General features: G+C 71.2%; 19 protein-coding genes. 12 read left to right on the top strand and 7 right to left on the bottom strand.

What is annotated here, in order from left to right; all coding sequences use genetic code 11:
- Nucleotides 1–91: 91 nt before the first annotated feature.
- Nucleotides 92–766, bottom strand: coding sequence for a GntR family transcriptional regulator (locus tag AB0H37_RS05340; RefSeq protein ID WP_360611545.1), 675 nt, complete (start codon nucleotides 764–766; stop codon nucleotides 92–94).
- 196 nt (nucleotides 767–962) lie between these two features.
- On the opposite strand from AB0H37_RS05340, the gene AB0H37_RS05335 reads away from it, so the two are divergent.
- From AB0H37_RS05335 to AB0H37_RS05305, 7 genes are all read left to right on the top strand, one after another.
- Complete coding sequence (locus tag AB0H37_RS05335; RefSeq protein ID WP_360611543.1) at nucleotides 963–2,645, top strand: alpha-amylase family glycosyl hydrolase; 1,683 nt, start codon at nucleotides 963–965, stop codon at nucleotides 2,643–2,645.
- On the top strand, nucleotides 2,642–3,577 hold the full coding sequence (locus AB0H37_RS05330) for a sugar ABC transporter permease (protein ID WP_329086958.1): 936 nt from the start codon (nucleotides 2,642–2,644) through the stop codon (nucleotides 3,575–3,577). Before AB0H37_RS05335 ends, AB0H37_RS05330 begins: the two co-directional genes overlap by 4 nt.
- Nucleotides 3,578–3,581: 4 nt before the next feature.
- Nucleotides 3,582–4,442: a carbohydrate ABC transporter permease gene (locus AB0H37_RS05325; protein WP_360611541.1), complete on the top strand. Its 861-nt coding sequence runs from the start codon at nucleotides 3,582–3,584 to the stop codon at nucleotides 4,440–4,442.
- 63 nt (nucleotides 4,443–4,505) lie between these two features.
- Nucleotides 4,506–5,816, top strand: coding sequence for an ABC transporter substrate-binding protein (locus AB0H37_RS05320; RefSeq protein WP_329086962.1), 1,311 nt, complete (start codon nucleotides 4,506–4,508; stop codon nucleotides 5,814–5,816).
- Between the two features lie 78 nt (nucleotides 5,817–5,894).
- A complete protein-coding gene (locus AB0H37_RS05315; protein ID WP_329086963.1) occupies nucleotides 5,895–7,031 on the top strand; it encodes a mandelate racemase/muconate lactonizing enzyme family protein in 1,137 nt (378 codons plus the stop codon).
- 57 nt (nucleotides 7,032–7,088) lie between these two features.
- A complete protein-coding gene (locus AB0H37_RS05310; RefSeq protein ID WP_360611538.1) occupies nucleotides 7,089–7,862 on the top strand; it encodes an SDR family oxidoreductase in 774 nt (257 codons plus the stop codon).
- A gap of 66 nt (nucleotides 7,863–7,928) precedes the next feature.
- Complete coding sequence (locus AB0H37_RS05305; protein WP_329086968.1) at nucleotides 7,929–8,312, top strand: sensory rhodopsin transducer; 384 nt, start codon at nucleotides 7,929–7,931, stop codon at nucleotides 8,310–8,312.
- A gap of 80 nt (nucleotides 8,313–8,392) precedes the next feature.
- Here the strand turns inward: AB0H37_RS05305 and AB0H37_RS05300 are convergent, their stop codons facing one another.
- From AB0H37_RS05300 to AB0H37_RS05290, 3 genes are all read right to left on the bottom strand, one after another.
- Nucleotides 8,393–10,327 carry an ABC transporter ATP-binding protein gene (locus AB0H37_RS05300; protein WP_360611536.1) on the bottom strand — a complete coding sequence of 645 codons (1,935 nt, stop codon included), beginning with the start codon at nucleotides 10,325–10,327 and terminating at the stop codon, nucleotides 8,393–8,395.
- A 347-nt stretch (nucleotides 10,328–10,674) separates the two neighbouring features.
- A complete protein-coding gene (locus AB0H37_RS05295) occupies nucleotides 10,675–11,481 on the bottom strand; it encodes an SAM-dependent methyltransferase (RefSeq protein WP_360611534.1) in 807 nt (268 codons plus the stop codon).
- Nucleotides 11,482–11,621: 140 nt separating this feature from the next.
- On the bottom strand, nucleotides 11,622–12,542 hold the full coding sequence (locus AB0H37_RS05290; RefSeq protein ID WP_360611532.1) for a hypothetical protein: 921 nt from the start codon (nucleotides 12,540–12,542) through the stop codon (nucleotides 11,622–11,624).
- Between the two features lie 148 nt (nucleotides 12,543–12,690).
- Between AB0H37_RS05290 and AB0H37_RS05285 the strand changes: the two genes are divergently transcribed.
- Together AB0H37_RS05285 and AB0H37_RS05280 are read left to right on the top strand one after the other, a co-directional pair.
- Nucleotides 12,691–13,056, top strand: a complete 366-nt coding sequence (locus AB0H37_RS05285; RefSeq protein ID WP_329086976.1) for a hypothetical protein — start codon at nucleotides 12,691–12,693, stop codon at nucleotides 13,054–13,056.
- A gap of 38 nt (nucleotides 13,057–13,094) precedes the next feature.
- Nucleotides 13,095–13,460, top strand: a complete 366-nt coding sequence (locus tag AB0H37_RS05280) for a roadblock/LC7 domain-containing protein (protein WP_329086978.1) — start codon at nucleotides 13,095–13,097, stop codon at nucleotides 13,458–13,460.
- A 71-nt stretch (nucleotides 13,461–13,531) separates the two neighbouring features.
- On the opposite strand, the gene AB0H37_RS05275 is transcribed toward AB0H37_RS05280, so the two are convergent.
- Nucleotides 13,532–14,248: a DUF4386 domain-containing protein gene (locus AB0H37_RS05275; RefSeq protein WP_360611530.1), complete on the bottom strand. Its 717-nt coding sequence runs from the start codon at nucleotides 14,246–14,248 to the stop codon at nucleotides 13,532–13,534.
- Nucleotides 14,249–14,505: 257 nt separating this feature from the next.
- On the opposite strand from AB0H37_RS05275, the gene AB0H37_RS05270 reads away from it, so the two are divergent.
- Both AB0H37_RS05270 and AB0H37_RS05265 read left to right on the top strand, forming a co-directional pair.
- On the top strand, nucleotides 14,506–14,946 hold the full coding sequence (locus AB0H37_RS05270; protein WP_329086980.1) for an SRPBCC family protein: 441 nt from the start codon (nucleotides 14,506–14,508) through the stop codon (nucleotides 14,944–14,946).
- Nucleotides 14,943–15,458, top strand: coding sequence for an NUDIX domain-containing protein (locus AB0H37_RS05265; protein WP_329086982.1), 516 nt, complete (start codon nucleotides 14,943–14,945; stop codon nucleotides 15,456–15,458). Before AB0H37_RS05270 ends, AB0H37_RS05265 begins: the two co-directional genes overlap by 4 nt.
- Nucleotides 15,459–15,506: 48 nt before the next feature.
- Here AB0H37_RS05265 and AB0H37_RS05260 read toward each other — a convergent pair whose 3' ends face one another.
- On the bottom strand, nucleotides 15,507–16,127 hold the full coding sequence (locus AB0H37_RS05260; RefSeq protein ID WP_360611527.1) for a DUF4240 domain-containing protein: 621 nt from the start codon (nucleotides 16,125–16,127) through the stop codon (nucleotides 15,507–15,509).
- 35 nt (nucleotides 16,128–16,162) lie between these two features.
- Nucleotides 16,163–19,102, bottom strand: a complete 2,940-nt coding sequence (locus AB0H37_RS05255) for a BTAD domain-containing putative transcriptional regulator (RefSeq protein WP_360611525.1) — start codon at nucleotides 19,100–19,102, stop codon at nucleotides 16,163–16,165.
- Between the two features lie 161 nt (nucleotides 19,103–19,263).
- On the opposite strand from AB0H37_RS05255, the gene AB0H37_RS05250 reads away from it, so the two are divergent.
- A complete protein-coding gene (locus AB0H37_RS05250; protein WP_360611523.1) occupies nucleotides 19,264–20,265 on the top strand; it encodes an NADP-dependent oxidoreductase in 1,002 nt (333 codons plus the stop codon).
- The last annotated feature ends 162 nt before the right edge of the window (nucleotides 20,266–20,427 follow it).

Below are 20,427 nucleotides of genomic sequence, written 5' to 3'. Positions count from 1 at the left end.
GTTGATAGTTCCTCTGTACATCTATCCCGTCAGGGGGCCCTGCGGTGGGGCCTGTCCTGTGCCGAGCCCTTCGTGCGTACCGGAACCGCCGTCACGTGTCGGTGTCCGCCTTGGTCGACGCCTCGTCCAGATGGATGTGGATGTGCTCGTCCACGGCCGTCGCCAGGCGTGCGGGGTCCCCGGTGGTGAGCGCGTCGATGAGGGCCGAGTGCTGCTCCGCGACGGCATGGCGGTCGGCGTGGCCGGACGCGTCACGGCGGAAGTACGCGCGGACGCGCGGCTGGATGGTGCGCCAGAGCTGCATGCAGTGGGTCTGTCCAGAGCGCTCGATGACCAGCTCGTGGAATCGGAGGTCGGCGTCGGCCATCCGGTCGGCGTCGCCTGCGTCCGCGGCTTCCCGCATCTCGGCGACGAGTTTCCGGAGGGCCGAGAAGTCCGACTCGTCCAGCAACGGCATGGCGATCTTGAACGCGAACCGCTCGATGACGATGCGGATGGGGACCAGGACCTGCTCTATCTCCTCCTGGGAGATGTCCGCCACCAGCGTGCCCCGGTAGGCGTAGCTCACGACCAGTCCCTCCTGTTCGAGCTGGCGGAGCGCCTCGCGGATGGGGCCGCGGCTGGTGCCCAGCTGGGCCGACAGGTCGAGCTCGACCAGCCGGTCGCCCGGACGCAGCTCACCGTTGATGATCGCCTCCCGGAGCGCATCGGCGACCCGCTGCCTGCGGGAGTCCTGGGAGACGCGGGGGAGCGTGGGTCCGGGCATGGACGGGGGTCCTCTCTGGTCGTCATCGGGGCCTCAGTGTCTCACAATCGACTGTTGATTGGTAATTGTTGACAATCACCAACCTTGGTGTACTGTTCGGACCGCACGCCTCCCCGACGGCGCTACCTGCGGAAACTCGCGCAGTGCCCCTCGCGGGCAGCGGTTTCCGCCTCACCTACGGAGGTCCTCACCCCCCATGAACGAACCATCTGTACGGACCCAGGGGCGGCCTGAACCCGCCGTCGCGGAGGTGGCGCCGTGGTGGCGGACGGCGGTGTTCTACGAGAACCACATGGCGAGCTTCCGCGACGGCGACGGTGACGGGATCGGCGACCTCAAGGGTCTGACCGAAGCGCTGGACTACCTCGCCGGCACGCTCGGAGTGTCGGCCGTCTGGCTGAGCCCGTGCTTCCGCTCGCCGCTGCTCGACCAGGGCTTCGATATCAGCGACTTCTGCGACATCGAGCCCGTGTTCGGCACGATGGCCGACTTCGACCGGCTGGTGGCCGAGGCGCACCGCCGCGGCGTGCGCATCCTGGCCGACTACGTCCCGAACCACACCTCCGACCAGCACCCCTGGTTCGTGGAGTCGCGATCCTCGCGCGACAACCCCAAGCGGGACTGGTACGTCTGGCGAGACCCCGGACCGGACGGGTCGCCGCCCAACAACTGGATCAGCGAGGCCGGGGGATCCACCTGGGAGTTCGACTCCCGGACCGGCCAGTACTACCTGCACTCCCACCTCAGGCAGCAGCCGGACCTCAACTGGCGCAACGCCGAGGTCGTCGAGGCGATGCTCGATGTCCTGCGCTTCTGGCTCGACCGCGGCGTGGACGGGTTCCGCATCGACGTGGCGCACATGCTGATGAAGGACCCCGAACTCCGCGACAACCCGGTCCAGCCCGTCGCCGAGCGCAATGTCTACGACGTCCAGCACGACGACTTCGGCTCACAGAAGCACGTCCACGACCGCCTGCATCCGGACGTGCACGGCGTCCTGCGCGCCATCCGCGCCGTGGTGGACGAGTACCCCGACCGGGTGCTCGTCGGCGAGATCGAGGCCATGGGGTGGTCCGACTGGGCGGGCTTCTTCGGCGCCGACCAGGACGAGATCCACATGCCGTTCGCGTTCCGTCTGATCGAGACGTCGTGGCGGGCGGCCGACCTCGCCCGCGAACTGGACGATCTGGACGCCGCGACGCCCGACGACGCGTGGCCGATCCTGGCGCTCGGCAACCACGACCGTCCCCGCCTGGCCACGCGCCTCGGCCGGGACCAGGTTCGCGTCGCCGCCATGCTGCTGCTCACCCTCCGCGGCACACCGATCATCTTCTACGGCGACGAACTCGGCATGCGCGACCAGGACGTCCCCCGCGAGCGTCAGCGCGACACCTTCGGTCTCACTGCCGGCGGCCGGTCCCGCGACCCGATTCGCACGCCGATGCCGTGGAACGACGAGCCCAACGCCGGGTTCTCCACCGCGCCCGCGCAGGACCTGTGGCTGCCGGTCTCGGCCGAGGCCGCGACCCTCAACGTCGCCGCCCAGCTCGCCGATCCCGGCTCCCTGCTCTGCCTCTACCGGTCGCTGATCGCGCTGCGCCGCGACAGCGCCGCGCTGCGCGAGGGCGGCTACCGCGGTCTGCCCGGCGCGCCGGAGGGATGCCTGGCGTACGAGCGGCGGGCCGGCTCCGACCACAAGATCGTCATGCTCAACCTGACGGACCGCCCGCTGCGCGTCCCGCTGCCGGGGCCGGCGACCGTCGTGCTCTCCACCGCCGACCGCGGCCGGGTCGGGGCCCGTCCCGCCGATGCCCTCGAACTCGCGGCCGCCGAGGGCGTCGTCCTCGACGCCGACGGCGGGGAGGGGGACGGCGCATGACCCCGAGGGCATCCCGGCTCGCGGGCCGGACGGTCCCGGTGACCGGCGGGCGCTCGCGGCCGCGCGGATCCGCCGACGCCGAAGGCCGGTTGGCGGTGGCCATGCTGTCGCCCGCCGTTCTCCTGGTCGGCGCCGTCGCGCTCGTCCCCGTCCTCTACACGCTCTACCTGAGCTTCCACGACGCGAGCGTCGCGGAAACCGGACCGTACAACGGGCTCGCCAACTACCGCGCGCTCCTTGACGACCCGGACTTCATCACGGCGAGCGCCAACACCGCCGTCTTCACGGCGGTCAGCGTCGTGCTGGAGTTCGGGATCGGGCTGGCCGCCGCGCTGGCGCTGCACCGCCGCTTCCGCGCTCGCGGCCTCGTCCGGTCGGCGGTGCTCGTGCCCTGGGCGTTCCCGGTCGTGGTGTCCGCCCTGATGTGGCGTCTCATGCTCCAGGACCAGGTCGGCATCGTTCCGTACCTGGCCCGGCAGATCGGGTTCGGCGACTCGTCCCTGCTGTCCGACCAGCACTCCCTGATGATCGCCTCGATCGGGGTGGACGTCTGGAAGACCACGCCCTTCGTGACGCTGCTCCTCCTGGCCGGACTGCAGACCATTCCGGAGGAGCTGAACGAGGCCGCGCTCGTCGACGGCGCCGGGCCGCTGGTGCGGTTGTGGCGCATCACGCTGCCGATGCTCAAGCCGGCGATCCTGGTCGCGCTGCTGTTCCGGACGCTGGAGGCCTGGAGCGTCTACGACCTGTTCTGGGTGATGAGCGACCGGCAACTGGAATCACTGTCCACGTACGTCTACAGGACCGTCCGGATCAGCGAACTCGCCTTCGCGAAGGGGACCGCGGCGGCGGTCCTGGTGTTCCTGTCCTCGATCGTCATCGCGCTGATCTACATGCGGACCCTGCGGTCCGACCCGGGAGAACAGGACTGACGCCATGGCAGCGACGACCTCGTCCGGCCCCGACCGGAAAGGCACCCGGGCGCGCGACGCCTTCTTCTACCTCTTCCTGACCGTGTTCGTCCTGGCCGTCGTCGCGCCGGTCGCGTGGGTGCTCAAGATGAGCCTCAGCACGCGCGCCGACCTGCTCGCGACGCCGCCGCCCATCGTCCCGCCCCACCCGACGCTCTCCAACTACTCCACCGTGTTCGGCGCCCCCGAGTTCCGCCGGGCGCTCCTCAACAGCGTGCTCATCGCCGGCGCGACCACGCTGGTCTCGCTCACCTTCGGCGTGCTGGCCGCCTACCCGCTGGCCCGGGTGCGCTTCCGGGGCAAGGCCGCCCTGCTCACCGGGTTCCTCGCCCTCGCCTTCTTCCCCACCGTCGCCATCATCGCGCCGCTGTTCAAGGAGTTCCGCGAGCTCGGACTGCTGGACACCTACGCGGCGATCATCGCGGTGGACAGCGCGTTCGCGCTGCCGCTGACGGTGTGGATCCTGACGGCGTTCTTCCGCACCCTGCCCCGGAACCTGGAGGAGGCGGCCCGGGTCGACGGAGCCTCCACATTCCGGGTCCTGACCGGCGTCATCCTCCCGCTCTCCGCTCCGGGCGTCGTCACCGCGGGACTGCTGGTGTTCGTCTTCGCCTGGAACGAGTTCCTGTTCGCCAACACCTTCCTGTTCTCGCAGGACCACTGGCCGGTCACCGTCGCCATCCCGGGCTTCGCCACCACCCACACCATCGACTTCGGCGCCCAGGCCGCGGCGTCCATCACGGTGACCCTTCCGATCCTGGTCATCGTCTTCGTCTTCCAGCGCCGCCTGGTCGCCGGCCTCATGGCCGGCGCGCTCAAGGGCTGACGCCCGTGCGGCCCCGCCCGCGACCCACCCCACATCGCGATGTCCCTCGCGAAAGGAACCACCATGTCGACGTCACGCACGTCCGTGTCCGGCACCACACTGTCCCGCCGTCGATTCCTGCAGGCGGGCACCGCCGGCGCCGCCCTCCTGGGGCTGAGCGCCTGCGGCGGAGGGGACGACGCCGCCGGCGACGGGCGCAAGGTCGTGCTCGCCGCGTCCACCGACCAGCGCGAGCTGCTCAGGAAACCGCTGGCCCAGTTCCAGGCGGCGCACGGCGTGACCGTCGAGTACCGGACGATGCCGGCGGACACCGGCGCCTACTTCGACCAGATCCGCACGCAGTTCCAGGCGGGCTCCGACGACATCGACGTCATCGCGGGCGACGTCTCCTGGCCCGCGCAACTGGCCGCGCACGGCTGGCTCGCGGACCTGACCCCGCGGCTCGCTCCGGCGGCGCGTGCGGCCTTCCTGCCCGCGACCATCGCCGCCAACACCTACCGCGGCAAGCTCTACGGCGTGCCGTGGTTCAACGACGCCGGCTTCCTCTACTACCGCGAGGACCTCCTGGAGAAGGCCGGGTACGGCGGCCCGCCCGAGACCTGGCAGGAACTCCAGGAGATGGCCCTCAAGGTCAAGGCGGACACGAAGATCCTCAACGGGTACGTCTTCCAGGGCGCGCGGTACGAGGGCGGCACCGTCAACGGGACCGAGTTCATCCGCTCCTCGGGCGGCGACGTCCTGCGGAACGGCAAGGTCGTGATCGGCGAGCCGGCGGCGGTGCGCGGGCTGCAGATCGCACGGGGTCTCGTCGCGAGCGGCGCCTCGCCCGCGAGCGTCGCGGAGTTCAAGGAGGACGAGTCCGCGGGCTCGTTCGTGGGGGGCAAGGCCGTGTTCCTCCGGAGCTGGGGCTACCTGTACAGCGTGGTCTCCGACAAGACCCAGTCGAAACTGAGCCGCTCCCAGGTGGGCGTGACCGAACTGCCGGTCGCGCAGCAGGGCCTGCCGCACGTCAACGTGGGCGGCGGCTGGAACCTCTTCCTCAACCGGGAGTCCCGCCGCAAGGACCTGGCCTGGAGCCTGATCACGTACCTGGCCGCGGAGCCGCAGCAGCGGATCTGGGCGACCGAGGGATCGCTGATGCCGACGCTGACCGGCCTGTACGGCGACGCCGAGGTCCTCGGGACCATGCCCGTCCTGGGCAGGGCCCGCACGGTCGTGCCGCACACCACGACTCCGCCGATCTCGCCGTACTACGCGGACATGTCGCTGGCGATGGCCAAGCATTTCAACGCCTCGCTGCGCGGGGCCGAACCGCCGGAGCAGGCCGCCGCGGCGCTGGCATCCGAGCTGCAGAAGATCGTTGACCACGGCTGAGCGGTCGCAGCCGGCCGTGCGGCCCGTCCGCTCCACCACGACCGCCCAGGAGCGGTTCCCTAACGAATCGGGACACCCATGAAGATCCGTGACATCCGTGCGGCCGGTCTGCGGGGCGCCACCCCCCAGGGCGGCTGGCAAGAGGAACTCAGCCCCGACGACGTCGTCCACACTCTGGTGGCGGTGCACACCGACGAAGGGCCGGTCGGCGTCGGAAGCGTGTTCACCAGCGAGGCCCTGGTCCGCGGTGCCCTGGAGATCCTGCGGCCGATGCTGATCGGGGAGGAGGCGACCGAGCCGGAGCGGGTCTCCGAACGTCTGCACCGGGCCACGTTCTGGATGGGCCGCGGCGGCACCGTGACGCACGCGATCAGCGGGATCGACATGGCGCTGTGGGACGTGCTCGGCCAGGTGACCGGCCAGCCCGTCGGCCGCCTGCTGGGCGGACGCTACCGGGAGCGCGTCCGGCCCTACGCCTCTCTGCTCATGGACGCGCCGGAGATCCTGACCGACCGGCTGGCGCGGCTCGTCGATCGCGGCTGGCGGGCCTTCAAGATCGGCTGGGGTCCGTTCGGCCGGGTCAGCGCGGAGCTCGACGAGCGGATCGTGGCCGCGGCCCGCGAGGCCGTGGGAGCCGACGCCCTGCTCATGGTCGACGCGGGCGGCAGTGACAGCGCCTGGGGGAACGGCTACAAGTGGGCGTTGCGCACGGCCCGGATGCTCGACTGCCACGATGTCGCCTGGTTCGAGGAGCCCCTCAGCCCCGACGCCCTGGAGGACTACGCGCATCTGCGCCGTGAGGCGACCGTGGCGATCTCGGGCGGGGAGGTACTGACCAGACGGCAGAGCTTTCACCCCTGGTTGGAGGCCGGCGCCCTCGACATCGTCCAGCCGGACGTGACCAAGGTCGGCGGCCTGAGCGAGCAGCGCCGCATCGGCTGGGCGGCGCAGGACCACGGGGTGCGGCTGATCCCGCACGGCTGGAACACCGCCGTCGGCCTCGCCGCCGACCTCCAGCTCGCCTCGGCGCTGCCGGGCACGGACCTCGTCGAGTACGTCACCGGGTCGCCCTATGTCGACGACGTCACCGCCGAGCCCTGGCGGCTGGACGAGGACGGGGTGCTCGCCATTCCCGACACGCCCGGCCTTGGAATCCACCTCGACCCGGAGGCCCTGGCCCGCTACACGGACGCGGCCGGTCTGCTGCGCCCGTGATCGTCGCACCACCATGCCCTCCGGCTTCCGGAGATCGACCGAGACCAGGGAAGGCACATGTCCGGCGAAGTCACTTTGATCACAGGAGCCGCCTCCGGCATCGGCCGGGCCGCCGCGCTGTTGAGGGCATCGGCCGGACATCCCCTCGCCCTTCTGGACAGGGACGAGGCCGGTGTCCGGGCGGTCGCCGCGGAGGCGGAGGAGCGGGGAGCCCCGCGAGCGCTGGCCATCGCGGCCGACATCTCTTCCGAAAGGGAGGTGGCCGACGCTTACGCCCAGTGCCGGGCGAGCCTGGGAGTTCCGGTCAATATCGTCGCGAACGCCGGCGTGGAGATCGCGCGGGAGGCGCACGAGACGACGTTCGCGGACTGGTCGGGAGTGCTCGGCGTGAACCTCAGCGGGACGTTCCTCACCTGCCGCGACGGCATCCGGCTGCTCCTGGCCGAGAGCCTGCCCGGCGCGATCGTCTGCGTCTCCTCCCCCTCGGCGTTCGTCGCGTTCGCCGGAGGGGCCAACAGTGCCTACGCGAGCTCGAAGGGCGGAATCTCCGCCCTGGTCAGAGCACTCGCCGTCGAGTACGCGGCGTACGGCATCCGCGTCAACGGCGTCGTCCCCGGTGCCACGGCGACCCCTCTGCTCGACGTCACCACCGGCGCGGACGACGACATCGCCGCGCGCGCCCGGACCCAGATCCCGATGGGCCGGCTCGCCCGTCCCGAGGAGATCGCCGAGGCCATCGATTGGCTGCTCGGCCCGAAGGCCGGCTACGTCACCGGCAGCCACCTCCACGTCGACGGCGGCCTCACCGCCCGCGGCGCCAACGACTTCTGACCTGCCGCGCTGCGGACATCCGCGGCCACGCGGCAGGGGCCGCCACCGCCAACCGAAGGAGCGCTCATGCAACGACACCCGGCCGGGATCGGCTCTCGCACATGGGTCGTCGCCGACGGCTATATCCCGCCTCGCAGTTCCGGTCCCGCGCCTGAGATGACGAGCCACGACAGCATCTGCATGCTCAACGCGGGAGAGACCGAGGCGCGAGTCGAGGTGCAGGTGTACTTCACCGACCGGGAACCTGCGGGCCCGTTCGTCCTCCCCGTTCCCGCCCGGCGGGCCTTCCATCAGCGGATCAACGACCTGAGCACTCCGGAGCGGATCCCCCTCGGCACCGACTACTGCCTCGTGGTCACCAGCGACGTCCCCATCGTCGTGCAACACACCCGCCTGGACTCCCGCCAGGAGGCCAACGCCCTCATGAGCACGATCGCCTTCCCCGGATGAGGCCGGGAAACGGCGCCGGGCCGCCCCGGCGGCGGAGGCAGGGGGCCCTGGACGGCGTCCTCAGGATGGGGCGCTCGGTTTCAGGTGGCCGCTTCCCGGGCTGATGGTGAGGGCGTCGTCGCCGTCTCGCCTTGGCGGTAGGCCGATGCCTGCAGTTCGTACAGTTCGGCGTACAGGCCGTTCACAGCCATGAGTTCGTGGTGGTCGCCGTGTTCGGTGACGCGGCCGCCGTCGAGGACGTAGATGCGGTCGGCGTGCCGGACGCTCGCCAGCCGGTGGGTGATCAGCAGGACGGTGCGCCCGTGCTGCGCGGCGTGCCGGCGGATCTGGTCGAACAGGTGGTGTTCGGCGCGGGCGTCGAGTGCGGCGGTGGGCTCGTCGCAGATCAGCAGGGGCGCGTCCCGGTAGAAGCCGCGCGCGGCCGCCAGCCGCTGCCACTGCCCGCCCGACAGTTCGCATCCGTTGGCGAAGCGCTTGTCCAGCAGAGTGTCGAGGCCGAGGGGCAGGTTGGCGATCACCTGGTCGGCGCCGGCCGAGGTCGCGGCCTCGTCGACGCTCGCCCGCACGCCCGTGGCGGCCAGGTCGTCGCCCATGGTGATGTTGTCGGCGGCGGTCATCGGCCAGTGGGTGTGGTCTTGGGCGACGACGGCGATGGCCCGCCGCAGGGCCTCGGGGTCCAGGTCGTTCACGCGGGTGTCGTCCCAGCGGACGACGCCGCTCTGCGGGGCGTAGAGGCCGGCGAGGATCTTGGCGAGGGTCGTCTTCCCCGATCCGTTCTCCCCGACCAGCGCCACGATCTCCCCGCGGCCGAGCCGCACCGACACCGCGCACAGCGAAGCCGCGTCGCTGTCGGGGTAGGTGAAGGTGACCTCCTCGGCGCAGATCTCCCCGAACCCGCGCAACTCCCCGAGCTGCCTCTCCACGTCGTCCAGTTCGCGGACGCCGACGCGGGCTCGTTGCACGCGCTTCTCGGCGGTCCGGCAGTAGGCCATGTAGTCGCTGAAGTACAGGCCGTCCTCGTAACAGCGGTTCAGGGCGTAGACGAGGTTGACCAGGGAGGTCTGTCCGGCGCGGATCGCCAGGACCGCCGTTCCGGCCACCGCGAGCGGCATCACGCCCCGCCACAGGAGCAGTCCGAGCGCCGTGTACATCAACGCCGTCGCGACCCCCTTGAGGGCATCGCCCCAGACCTGGGACATCGTCTGCCTGCGTGCCAGGTCGAGGAGCACGCGACGGATGTGGGCGGCCAGTGCGGCGTACTGGCGCAGCAGGAAGGCCCGGACGGTGAAGGAGCGGACCTCGGCGGCGTGGCGCCGCTCGGTCATCAGATCGGACATGATCCAGCTCCGCCGCCGCACCTCCACCAGATCCAGCTGGGTCAGGTACCCCAGCCGGGCCGCGCGGACCGCCGCCCATCCCTCGGGCAGCGCGGTCAGCAGCAGCAGCGGCAGCAGCACCGGGTGCAGCACGCCGAGCGCGCCGGCCGCCGCCGTGACGCCGACGGCCGCGGTGAACAGGTCCACCGCGTTGTCGACCATGGACGGGGCCGAGTCCATGCCCCGCAGCCGGGCCCTGTGCAGGTCGTCCTGGAACTCGGCGTCGTCGAACGCCGCCAGCTCGATGGCGGTCGTCAGCTCGTACAACTGCTGCTCGACGATCTGCTGGACCTGCGGACGCAACCGGGCCTGCGCCCACTGCGCCGCCGCCGAGAACACCGCCCGGACCGTGACCGCCGCCCCCACCAGCACCAGCTCCGGCGCCGCGGACCGCACCCGATCCGGGGTCGGGCCCGCCGAGAACAGGGCGGTCAGCACTCCGGTGGTCGCCAGCAGCCCGAACGCGGTGAACACCCCGGCGGCCACGTTGAACGCGATCGTCGCGGCCAGGTCCCGCCGGCTCGCCCGCCACGCGAGCCGCATCACCTGCCCGATCAGCGTCGGCAGCCGCCGCGCCATGGTGAGCGTCCCGGTGTCGGACAGCTCGGCGGCCTTGCGATACCACTTGTGCTCGCTCAAAGCCGGTCCCAGAGGTACCTGGACCGGCGCCGCGGCGCGCCCGCGTCGCAGCGGCAGCCTCACCGGCCCACCCCAGGGGCCGACGACGTCAGGTGATCATCGGAGCAGGCGGCACTGGTCATGAAACCAGCCTCCAGACAGTGGGGGACGGGCACCACCCTCTGCGCCGCACTTGTGCCTGAGGAAGGGGTATGGCGGTCTTTGGCCCCACGCCCCCGCGGCACAGTTCTCCACCCACCGGGTAAGCCTCGCAAGGCGTCACGGAGAAGGAGAAGCCGTGGACAGTGCAAGGTGGGACCGCCGGTATGCCGGCAGCGAGTTGGTCTGGCCGGCTCGCCCGCCCGGGGTCAGCCGATGCGGCCGATGCCGCCGTAAAGCCATTTGCCGACATCGGCGGCCGGCCGGTCCGCCTCGTCGCCTTCCGGGTTCCACGCATCGATGGTGACCAGGCCCGGATCGACGAGTTCGAAGCCGTCGAAAAAGAGCTCGATTTCTGTTCTATCGCGGAAATAGATGGGCGTGGGGGTGGCCGCGTAGGCTCCCTCGATCTGCTCGACGGCCGCCGCGGCATGCCCTTCCGTCGTCACATGCGTCGCGGCGAGGTGGCTGCCCGGCGCCAGGGCCTCGCGCAAGGGCGCCATGACGCCCTCCCGCTCCTCCAGGGTGAGGAAGTGGGTCATGGCGATCATCAGCACGCCGACCGGAGCGGCGAAGTCGATCAGCCCGGTCCTCCGCGCGTGATCGAGGACCTCGGCGGGCCGGCGCATGTCGGCCTGGGCGACGGTGGTGAACTCGTTGGTCGCGAGCAGCGCGCGCCCGTGCACCAGGACCACCGGATCGCTGTCGACGTACACGACGCGGGCGTCCGGGACGATCTCATGGGCGATCTCGTGCGTGTTCCCGACGGTCGGCAGCCCGGAGCCGATGTCGAGGAACTGCCGGATTCCCTGGCGCGCCATGTACCGCACGGAACGGCGCAGGAACGAGCGGTTCTCCAGGGCGAGCTCGCCGATCTCCGGCATGGCCCGCGCGACCCGGTCCGCCGCGTCCCGGTCGACCTGGTAGTTGTCTTTCCCGTGCAGGTAGTAGTCGTACATGCGGGCGACGCTCGGACGAGAGAGATCGATTTCCGGGGACAGGCCATCCTCGGCCACGTACGACCTCCACCCAAGATCAAGTTATTGCCGGAGCAAGACTAGCCGCCGTCCGACAGGCTGGCCAAGTCCGGCCGCGCCGGACGGGTCGACCCCGCCCTTTCGGTTTCGCGAGGCCGCGTGAGCGAAAAGGCTCGACGTCAGGTCGGCGGCTCCTCTTGGAACCATCGTCCAAAGTCGGTGTTCCGGTATCTGCGCCGTGGCAATCCGGCCGACTCCTGGGAGGGGGCGTTCTGGTGCGGGGGAGGCGGCGCCGCCTGCGACCGGACGCTCTCGCTCGGGAGTTCTTGCGGACGGGCGGCGGGCCCGCCTCCCGGCGCCGGGTCGAGGACGGCCTCGGACCCCCCGACGAGGGGCGGCTCGACGGTGGCGAGCCCGTCGACGATGAGAGTGGCCATGTCGCTCATGACCGGGAACAGACCGCGTCCGAGTGCGAAGGCGATGTCGCGGGGTGTCCGGCGGCCGTTGACCTTGGCGAGCAGTTCCTGCCGCTGGGCGTTGACGGGCACGGAACCCGTGGGGCGCCTGCTCTGCGGCCTCGACCGTATGGACAGGCCCAGCGCGGTCCAGGAGTGGGCGAGATCGAGCCGGCGGCGGATCTCGCGGATGGCCCGTTCGGTGTCCAGGCCCGGGTCGGACGCGAGCAGCGGGGCGGGATCATCGGGGTCGGCCGTGCAGGTGCGGACCCCGCACAGTGCCATGGCGAACAGTGCGTCGGCGACCGCGGCGCGGGTGATGACCTGCACACCGGCGTCACCGAGGAGCCCGCGCACGACCAGTTCACGCTCCAGCCGGCCGTCGGGGGCGCCGGCGGTGAAGGCGGCGCTCCAGTCGGCTTCGCTGATCCGCCCCGACCGCAGCAGCAACGGCTCGGGTCCCGGCGCGGCAGGGGTGGAGGCGGCCACCACCAGGCCGTCGCGCATGCTCACCGAGCCTCCCGGGGACCCGTCCATCCGCAGCGTTCCGGTGAACCGCTGCCGGCCGCGCCGGGTCAGCGCCGAGGTCAGCACGCCCGCGTGGTCACGCCCGCGTTCTCCCGAGGGCTGCGCTTCTGATGCCATCTGTCCCTTCTCGCCTTCTTTGGTGGTACCGCATGCCCCATTGAGTGTGGCCACGGTGCCGGATCGGCGGAATCCGAGGTTTCCCGGTTGTGGAAGCCCGTTCGCGAGATATATTAGCGGCCAAAATAAGCAATTCGTCGGGAGTGGTATGAACATCGAAACGGCGCTCAAGGAGGCCATGGCCGTCGAGGGCGCGATCGGCGTGGCCCTCGTCGACTATGACAGCGGCATGTCCCTTGGAGCGCTGGGAGGCGGCCCCGAGCTCGACCTGGACGTCGCGGCCGCCGGCAACACCGAGGTCGTGCGCGCCAAGGTTCGCACTCTGGAGTCGTTGGCCATCGACGACACCATCGAGGACGTCCTCATCACGCTGAACCGGCAATACCACCTGATCCGCATCCTCGGACGCGGCCACGGCCGCCTCTTCCTCTACCTCGCGCTCAACCGGGAACGCGCCAACCTGGCGCTCGCCCGGCACCACCTGCGGCGCATCGAAGCCGAACTCAGCGTCTGACCGCGTCTCCGTCACGGGGCGATCAAGGGGGAACGGGTATGCGCGAAGCGGTGCTGGCGGAACTGCAGAAACTCCGCGGCCAGGTCGTGGGCGTCACGGACGCGGCCGTGGCGTCGGTGGACGGGATACTGGTGGCCTCCGACACCGACGAGGTCCGGCCCGACGTCCTGGCGGCGCTGGCCGCGGCCTCACTGGGCCTCGGCCGAAGCGCGGGAAACGAGGTCGGCATGGGCGAGCTGCGCGAGGTGGTGACCCGATGCCAGAGCGGTCACATCGTGGTCTACGCCGTCCGGCGCACGGGGCTGCTCGTCGTGCTGGGCGACGAGGGACTGGACATCGCCGACCTGCACCTGCAGTCCCGCGCCACCGTGGACCGCCTCGGCGCCATCCTCGAACAGGACTGAACCCCCGGGGGCGTCGGGAACGAGCTCGCCGCTCATCGGGCGACGGATTTCCCCGCAAATGAAGCTAATCGTCACGCTGCGTCGGGCTCCTGGGTGGCTTTGCGGGCCGTTTCTGTGATGTGGGGGGCGGGGCGGAAGCCCTTGGTGATGAGCCAGATGCCCAATGACACTTCCCAGACGATTTCTGGTGCCGTGAACAGAAAATTCACCGGGGATTGCTGCTCGTAGGCGCCGAACAGGACGGCGGTCGCGGTGGCGCACGCGAGGGGGCCTCCGATGAGCCCGATGAGCGCCATGGGGCGTGGCACCAGACCCGACCGGTACATCAGGTAGCCCAGCAGCAGCCCGTTGCCGAAGCCCGCGCAGAAGGCGGGGCCGAGCAGGAACGTCTGATCCTTCAGTGCCACCAGCGCCCGGCCGATCGGAACGGCATCGGCGCTGCCCCCGTCCGCCAGGTCCTGCCGCAACGCCACGACGGCGAGCACGCTGACGACTCCCACCACGATGACGGTCGATTCGAGGATCCGCGTGCCGACGTAGCCGAGGGCGATGCTCTCGCTCTGCCGCTTCAGGATCGGGAACAGCACGACCGCGGTGGCGGTGTTCGCGATGGCGGTCAGAATCTCGAGGAGGGCTCCGATCCGCACCTGCGCGTCCGCGCCCGCTCCCACGATGTAGTCCGCGTCATTGAGGACCGGGTCGTAGAGCAGCACCGCCGGGATCGAGAAGACGAAGGTGAGGACGAACCAGACACCGGCGATCCTCGCCCTCCGCTGGGCGGCTTCCACCGGGGGTCCGGGCGTCCGAGATCTGATCGTGTTCACTTGGCTCTCCACAACGCGCAACGACCCTCGCCCGATTGCCGGGATAGTCGTAGAGAACCACGTCGAACGGGTCTTGTCCCCACCCGCTGGTGGCCGGTTCAAGCCGTGCTTCGGTCGTAGGAAGGGCGGTCGTCAAGCCTCCCGGCCCCAGGGATGCGGGGCCGCGGTGCGCGGCGTGGGGTTGGGCGACATCGGCCCGGTGCGGTGAAAGGATGATCGGCATGGGACAAGTCGTGGTGACCGCGGAGAGAACGCTGAAGGCCGGCCCGGACCAGGTGCTCGGAGCGCTCGGCGACTACACGGGAGTGCGCTCCCGCATGCTGACGGAGCACTTCAGCGAGTACGACGTGCGGGAAGGCGGTCAGGGCGAGGGCACCGTGGTGCACTGGAAGTTGGCGGCCACCAGCAAGCGGGTGCGCGACTGCCTCTTCACCGTGAGCACCCCTGCCGGCGACCGCCTGGTGGAACGGGACGCCAACTCCTCGATGGTCACCACGTGGACGGTCACCCCGGCCACCGAAGGCGCGCGCGTGCACGTCACCACCACCTGGGACGGAGCGGGCGGCATCGGGGGCTTCTTCGAGCGGACCTTCGCCCCCAAGGGCCTGCAGCGCATCTACGACGCCCAGCTGGCCAAGCTGGACTCCGTACTGGGCTCGTGACCAGCGCGCCGGCCGACGAGGTCTACCGGCGGCGCACCGCCCGTGTGCTGCTGGTGGACGACACCGACAGCGTCCTGCTGTTCCGCTGGCCGAAGGTCTCCGGCAAGCCCGAGGCGGGCCACTGCTGGATCACTCCGGGCGGAGGCGTCGAGCAGGGCGAGAGCCTGCGCGCGGCCGCGGCCCGCGAGCTGCGTGAGGAGACAGGCATGATCGTCTCCCCGGGCGACCTCGGCCCGCGGGTCGCCCTGACCTCCGGCCACGCGGATTTCGGCTGGGCCCGGGGACTGTTCCGGGACGACTTCTTCCTGCTCCGCACGCCCGCCCGCGATATCGACACCGCGGGGTTCACCCCGGTCGAACGCGAGCATGTCAGCGCCCACCGCTGGTGGCCGCTGGAGGAACTGGCGAGAGTGGAAGAGCCGGTCTATCCGCTCATGCTCGCCGAACTCCTGACCGACCTCCTCGCGGGCCGCGCGCCCTCCGAGCCGGTCCGCCTCCCCTGGCACCACTGACCGACACCATCGAACGGCCGGCCCGTCACAGGCCGTGCTTCGGGCGGCTCAGAGGAAGAGCGCGGCCAGGCGGGGGAGCCGCCGCCGGGACTCGTCGTCGTCCTCGACGTCCCAGCCCGCCCCCAGGGGTGCTTCAGGCCGCCGCATCGAGCGCACTGCGTCCTCCATCGCCGTGTCGAACGACGTCGTTTCGCCCATGACGCGGTGGTAGGCGGTCCTGGGTGCGTAGTGCAGGGCCTCGCAACCGATCCAGCCGCCTTCCCCTCGGCTCATCCGGGTCACCGTCGGCACGGCGGCGAGGGCATCGGGGTCGGCGACGGCGCGGGTGAACACCTCGCGTCCCAGCAGGACGAGCCCGGCGCGGAAGTCCATGAAGCCGTCGTCGCCGCAGCCGCCCTCGATGAGGTAGGCGGCGTTCCAGAGCGGACGCCGGTAGGCCGAGTCGGTCACGCGCGTCAGCCGGACGTCGAAGTCGAGGATCTGGGGGCCGTCCAGCTCGCCCAGCCGGTCGGTCAGGATCCGGACCAGCGGATCATCGGGACGATCGCGGTCGTCGGCGCGGTCGCCGGCCACGGCCCGCGCCTTCTCGATCAGCTCCCACCATGTGTCCTGGTCCATTCCGTTCTCCCGTACCTCGTTCTTCTTGGGCCGGGGGACAGCGTCGCGCACCCGTCCGACAATCGACACCGCCGATCGGCCGATGGTCAGCGCACGATGCCGCCCGCGCCCAGCGCCGCCCGGATCCGGTCGACGTCGCCGCTCTCGGCGGGCGGCAGCGGCGCGCCGACCGACTCCCGCAGCGCGGCCGCCTCCCGCAGCAGACGCAGCGCCTCCTCGGCCGCGCCCTCGAGCACCGCGACGCCGGCCAGCCCCTCATAGGCCAGGGCGACCGATCGCGGATCACCGACCTCCCGCGCGGCCGCCAGCCCCTCGGCGTGCAGGGCCCTGGCCGGGGCGGCGTCGCCGCGCTGCTCGGCGATGAACCCGAGTTCGGCCAGGATGAGCGTCATCCCGTAGAACGGCACGCCGTAGTCGGCCTCCAGCCGCCGGTTCCAGTCCAGCGACTCCTGGAAGAGCCGCTCGGCGGTGTCGAGGCCGCCGGCGCGGCGCGCCACGAGTCCGAGCCCGACGCGGGCGAAATCCTCGGCGAAGGGGTTCGACTGCTCGGCCGCCAGCCGCATGCCCCGCTCGTGGAACTCGCGTGAGCGGGCGAGATCACCGGTGAGGAGCGCGATCCTGCCGAGGCTGGACAGCCGGTAGGAGACGTCGGTCCACAGCCGCAGATCCTCCGCGATGCGCAGGCCCTCTCCGTGCAGCCGCCCGGCGCGTTCGTGGTCGCCGGTGACCTCGGCCAGGTAGCCGAGCATGTCGGACGCCTGCAACCGCCCCCACCGGTCACCGAGGTCGGTGAAGATCGCCAGGCTCTCCGTGCCGCTGCGCTCGGCGGTGGCCAGGTCACCCTGGAACATCGCCTGCTTGGCGCGGCCGGCCAGCGCGGCCGCTTCGCCCCAGCGGTCGTCGAGCGCGCGGAAGTCGGCCAGCGCCCTGGCGAGCAGCGGCTCGGCCGCGGCGACGTCCCCGAGATGCAGGTAGGCGTGCGCGACGAACCAGCGTGACCTGGCGTCGGGGAACTCCTTCACCTCCGCGCGGCGGGCACCGACCAGCATGGCGAATCCGGCCTCCAGGGCGGACCCCTCGCTCACGGCGGCCAGGTAGCGGTGTCCCTCCCCGTGTCTGCCGCGCAGGTACCAGTACCAGGCCAGAGCCTCGGCCAGGCGTCTGGATCCGGTGACGGAGCGCAGGTTGACCGCCTCGTCGTCGAGGCGCCGCAGCCACTCGCGCTGGGCATGGCCGTACAGGTGCGGCCGAGCCCGCTCCGCCAGCCCGATGTAGAACTCGTCCCGTAGCCGGAACGCCCGATCGTCCGCCTCAAGCCGCTCAAGGCAGTAGGCCGCGATGCTCTCCAGCAGGCGGTATCTCGGCGGATCGGCGACCAGCACGGACCTGTTCACCAACTGGTCCACCACGTCGAGATCGACGCCGACCGCCTCGGCCGCCTCCAGCGTGCAGCCGCCCGGGTGGACCGCCAGCGCGCACAGGGCGGTGCGCTGGGGCTCGGTGAGCTGCTCCCAACTCCAGTCGATCATCGCTCGCAAGGTCTGCTGGCGATCGGGCAGGCCCCGGCGTGCGGTGGCGAGCAGGCGGAAGCGGTCGTCGAGCCGCTCGGCCACGCCGCGCACTCCCAGCACCCGCACCCGGGCGGCGGCGAGCTCCAGTGCCAGCGGCAGGCCGTCCAGCCGCCTGCAGATCGCCTCGATCCAGGGCATGCTCCCGGAATCCGGGGTCAGGCCCGGCCCGGAGCGGGCGGTGAACAGCCGGACGGCGGCGGACGGGTCCAACGGGGCGACCGGGTACAGGACCTCGCCGGGGATGGCCAGCGACTCCTGGCTGGTGACCAGTACGCGGAGCCCCGCCGCGGTCCGCAGCAGCAGATCCACCAGTACGGCGACCGGTTCGACCAGATGCTCGCAGTTGTCCAGAACCAGCAGCATTTCCCGCCCGCGCAACGCGTCGGCGAGCCGCCGCGGCGCCTCGGCGGGCGGTGCACCCGGACGCGCATCCGGCTCGTCGCGGATGCCCAGCTCGGCGGCCACGACCTCGGCCACCGAGCCGGTGGTGCCCCCGAGTTCGACCAGCCAGGCGCCGTCGGGAAAATCGAGCCCGGTGGCGGCGGCCAAGGCCAGGAGGGTCTTGCCGACCCCGCCGGGGCCGGTCAGGGTGACCAACCGGGAGGCGCCGAGCAGGGCGCGTACCTCGTCCACCGCGTCCTGCCGTCCGACCAGGTCCGTGAGCGGCACGGGAAGGTTGGTGCGGGGGCGCGCGGCCGAGGTGGCCGGGGCCGGTACGGACGCCAGCGCCGGCTCCTGCCGCAGGATCGCCTGGTAGAGGCCGGCAAGCTCGGGCCCCGGATCCAGCCCCAGCTCGTCCGCCAGCCGCTCGCGTAGTTCCGTGTACCCGGCCAGGGCCTCGCTCTGCCGTCCCGACCGGTAGAGGGCGTGCATGTGCGCGGCGCGCAGGCGTTCGCGCAGCGGATGCCCGGCCACCAGTTCGCCCAGCTCGTCGGCCAGTTGGCTGTGGTCGCCGAGCGCGAGCCGCGCCTCCGCCCGCTCTTCCAGGGCGGTCAGCCGCTGCTCGTCCAGGCGAGTGGCGGCCGCGTAGGCGAACCCCTCGTCGCGGAAGCCGCCGTAGGCGGGGCCGCGCCACAGCGCGAGCGCATCCGACAGCAGGCCCGCCTTCGTCCGGGGCTCCGCGGACGCGCGCGCCCGGTCCAGCAGCCCGGCGAACCGGAGCGCGTCGATCTCGTCTGTGTGCAGCGCATAACCGCCCTGCTGGAAGACCACCAGGTCGCGACCGTCCCGCCCCAGGGCGCGGCGCAGCTGGGAGACCTTGGTCTGCAGGGTGTTGGCCGGGTTGCCAGGGGGCTCCTCGCCCCACAGATCGTCGACCAGCCGGTCCGCGGAGACCGGCCGACCCTCATGGACCAGCAGGTCGGCCAGGAGCGCGCGGACCTTCAGCTCGGGGACCCGCACGGGGCGCCCGTCGGCGTCCCATACCGAAAGCGGGCCAAGTACACCGAATCGCACCAGGTCACGCTACCCCCAGCGAACCCCCAGCCGACCGTGCGCGGCCCTCGGCAGAGTCGGGTCCGGCAACGAGGCCTCCACCACCGGCCCCCTCAGACCCGGCGGTGGAGCGGCTGCTCGGCGCCATCACGAACGACGCCATCACGAACTGGGAGAGCACCGTGTACGCAAACCGTGAGATCCGTCTGGCCGCCCACCCCGTCGGTGAGCCGCGGCCGCAGGACTTCGAGCTGGCCACGACCGAGGTCCCCGAACTCGCCGATGGGCAGATTCTGGTCCGCAACACCTGGATGTCGGTGGACCCGTACATGCGGGAGCGGATGAACGACGGTGAGTCCTACCTGCCGCCGTTCCGTCTCGGCGCTCCCATGGACGGTTCGGCGGTGGGCGAGGTCATCGACTCGCGCTCCCCGGACGTCCCCGTGGGGTCCACCGTCGTGCATTTCCTGGGCTGGCGCGAGTACGCGGCCCTGGATGCCGCCGAGGCCACCGTGGTGGACACCGGGCTCGCCCCGGCGGAAGCCTATCTGGGCGTGCTGGGCACCACGGGGCTGACGGCCTACGCGGCCCTGACCGAGGTGGCGCCGGTGCGCCAGGGCGACGTGGTCTTCGTCTCGGCCGCGGCCGGGGCGGTGGGCAGCATCGCCGGCCAGCTCGCCCGCATGCTCGGAGCCTCCCGGGTGATCGGGTCGGCGGGAGGGCCGGCCAAGGCCGGCAGGCTGCTGACGGACTTCGGATTCGACGCCGCCATCGACCACCGCGCCGGTTCCGTCGCCGACCGCCTCGCCGAGGCGGCTCCCGACGGCATCGACCTCTACGTCGACCTCGTCGGCGGCGACCACCTGGTGGCCGCCATCGGCGCGCTGCGCGACGGCGGCCGGATCGCGATGGTGGGCGCCATCAGCGCCTCCAACGCCACCGGACCCGTCTCCGGCCCCGGCAACCTGTTCGAGCTGGCCGCCAAGAACGCGACCTTGCGCGGCATGCTGGTCAACTCCTACTTCCACCTGTTTCCCGAGTGGATCGGCAAGGCCGCGGGCTGGCTTTCCGACGGATCCCTGCGAACCGAGCTGACCGTTGCCGAGGGGATCGAGCAGGCGCCCGCCGCATTCCTGGACATGATGCGCGGCGGCAACGTCGGCAAGATGCTGGTGAGGCTCTGATCCGATGACCGCTCCCACCGCGTTGCCCGGGGCGAGGGTATTCACGGTTCCCTAATCTCGCGACGAGATCATCGGTGCCGTGTCGAATAAAACGTCGACATCCACGTCCCGGTCCGGGGACAAATAGCACACAGTATGACAATCTGGCGGAGGGAAGCCCGG

Source organism: Actinomadura sp. NPDC023710, assembly GCF_040639875.1.
Lineage (GTDB): Bacteria > Actinomycetota > Actinomycetes > Streptosporangiales > Streptosporangiaceae > Spirillospora > Spirillospora citrea.
This window is presented reverse-complemented; position numbering and strand designations above follow the sequence as displayed.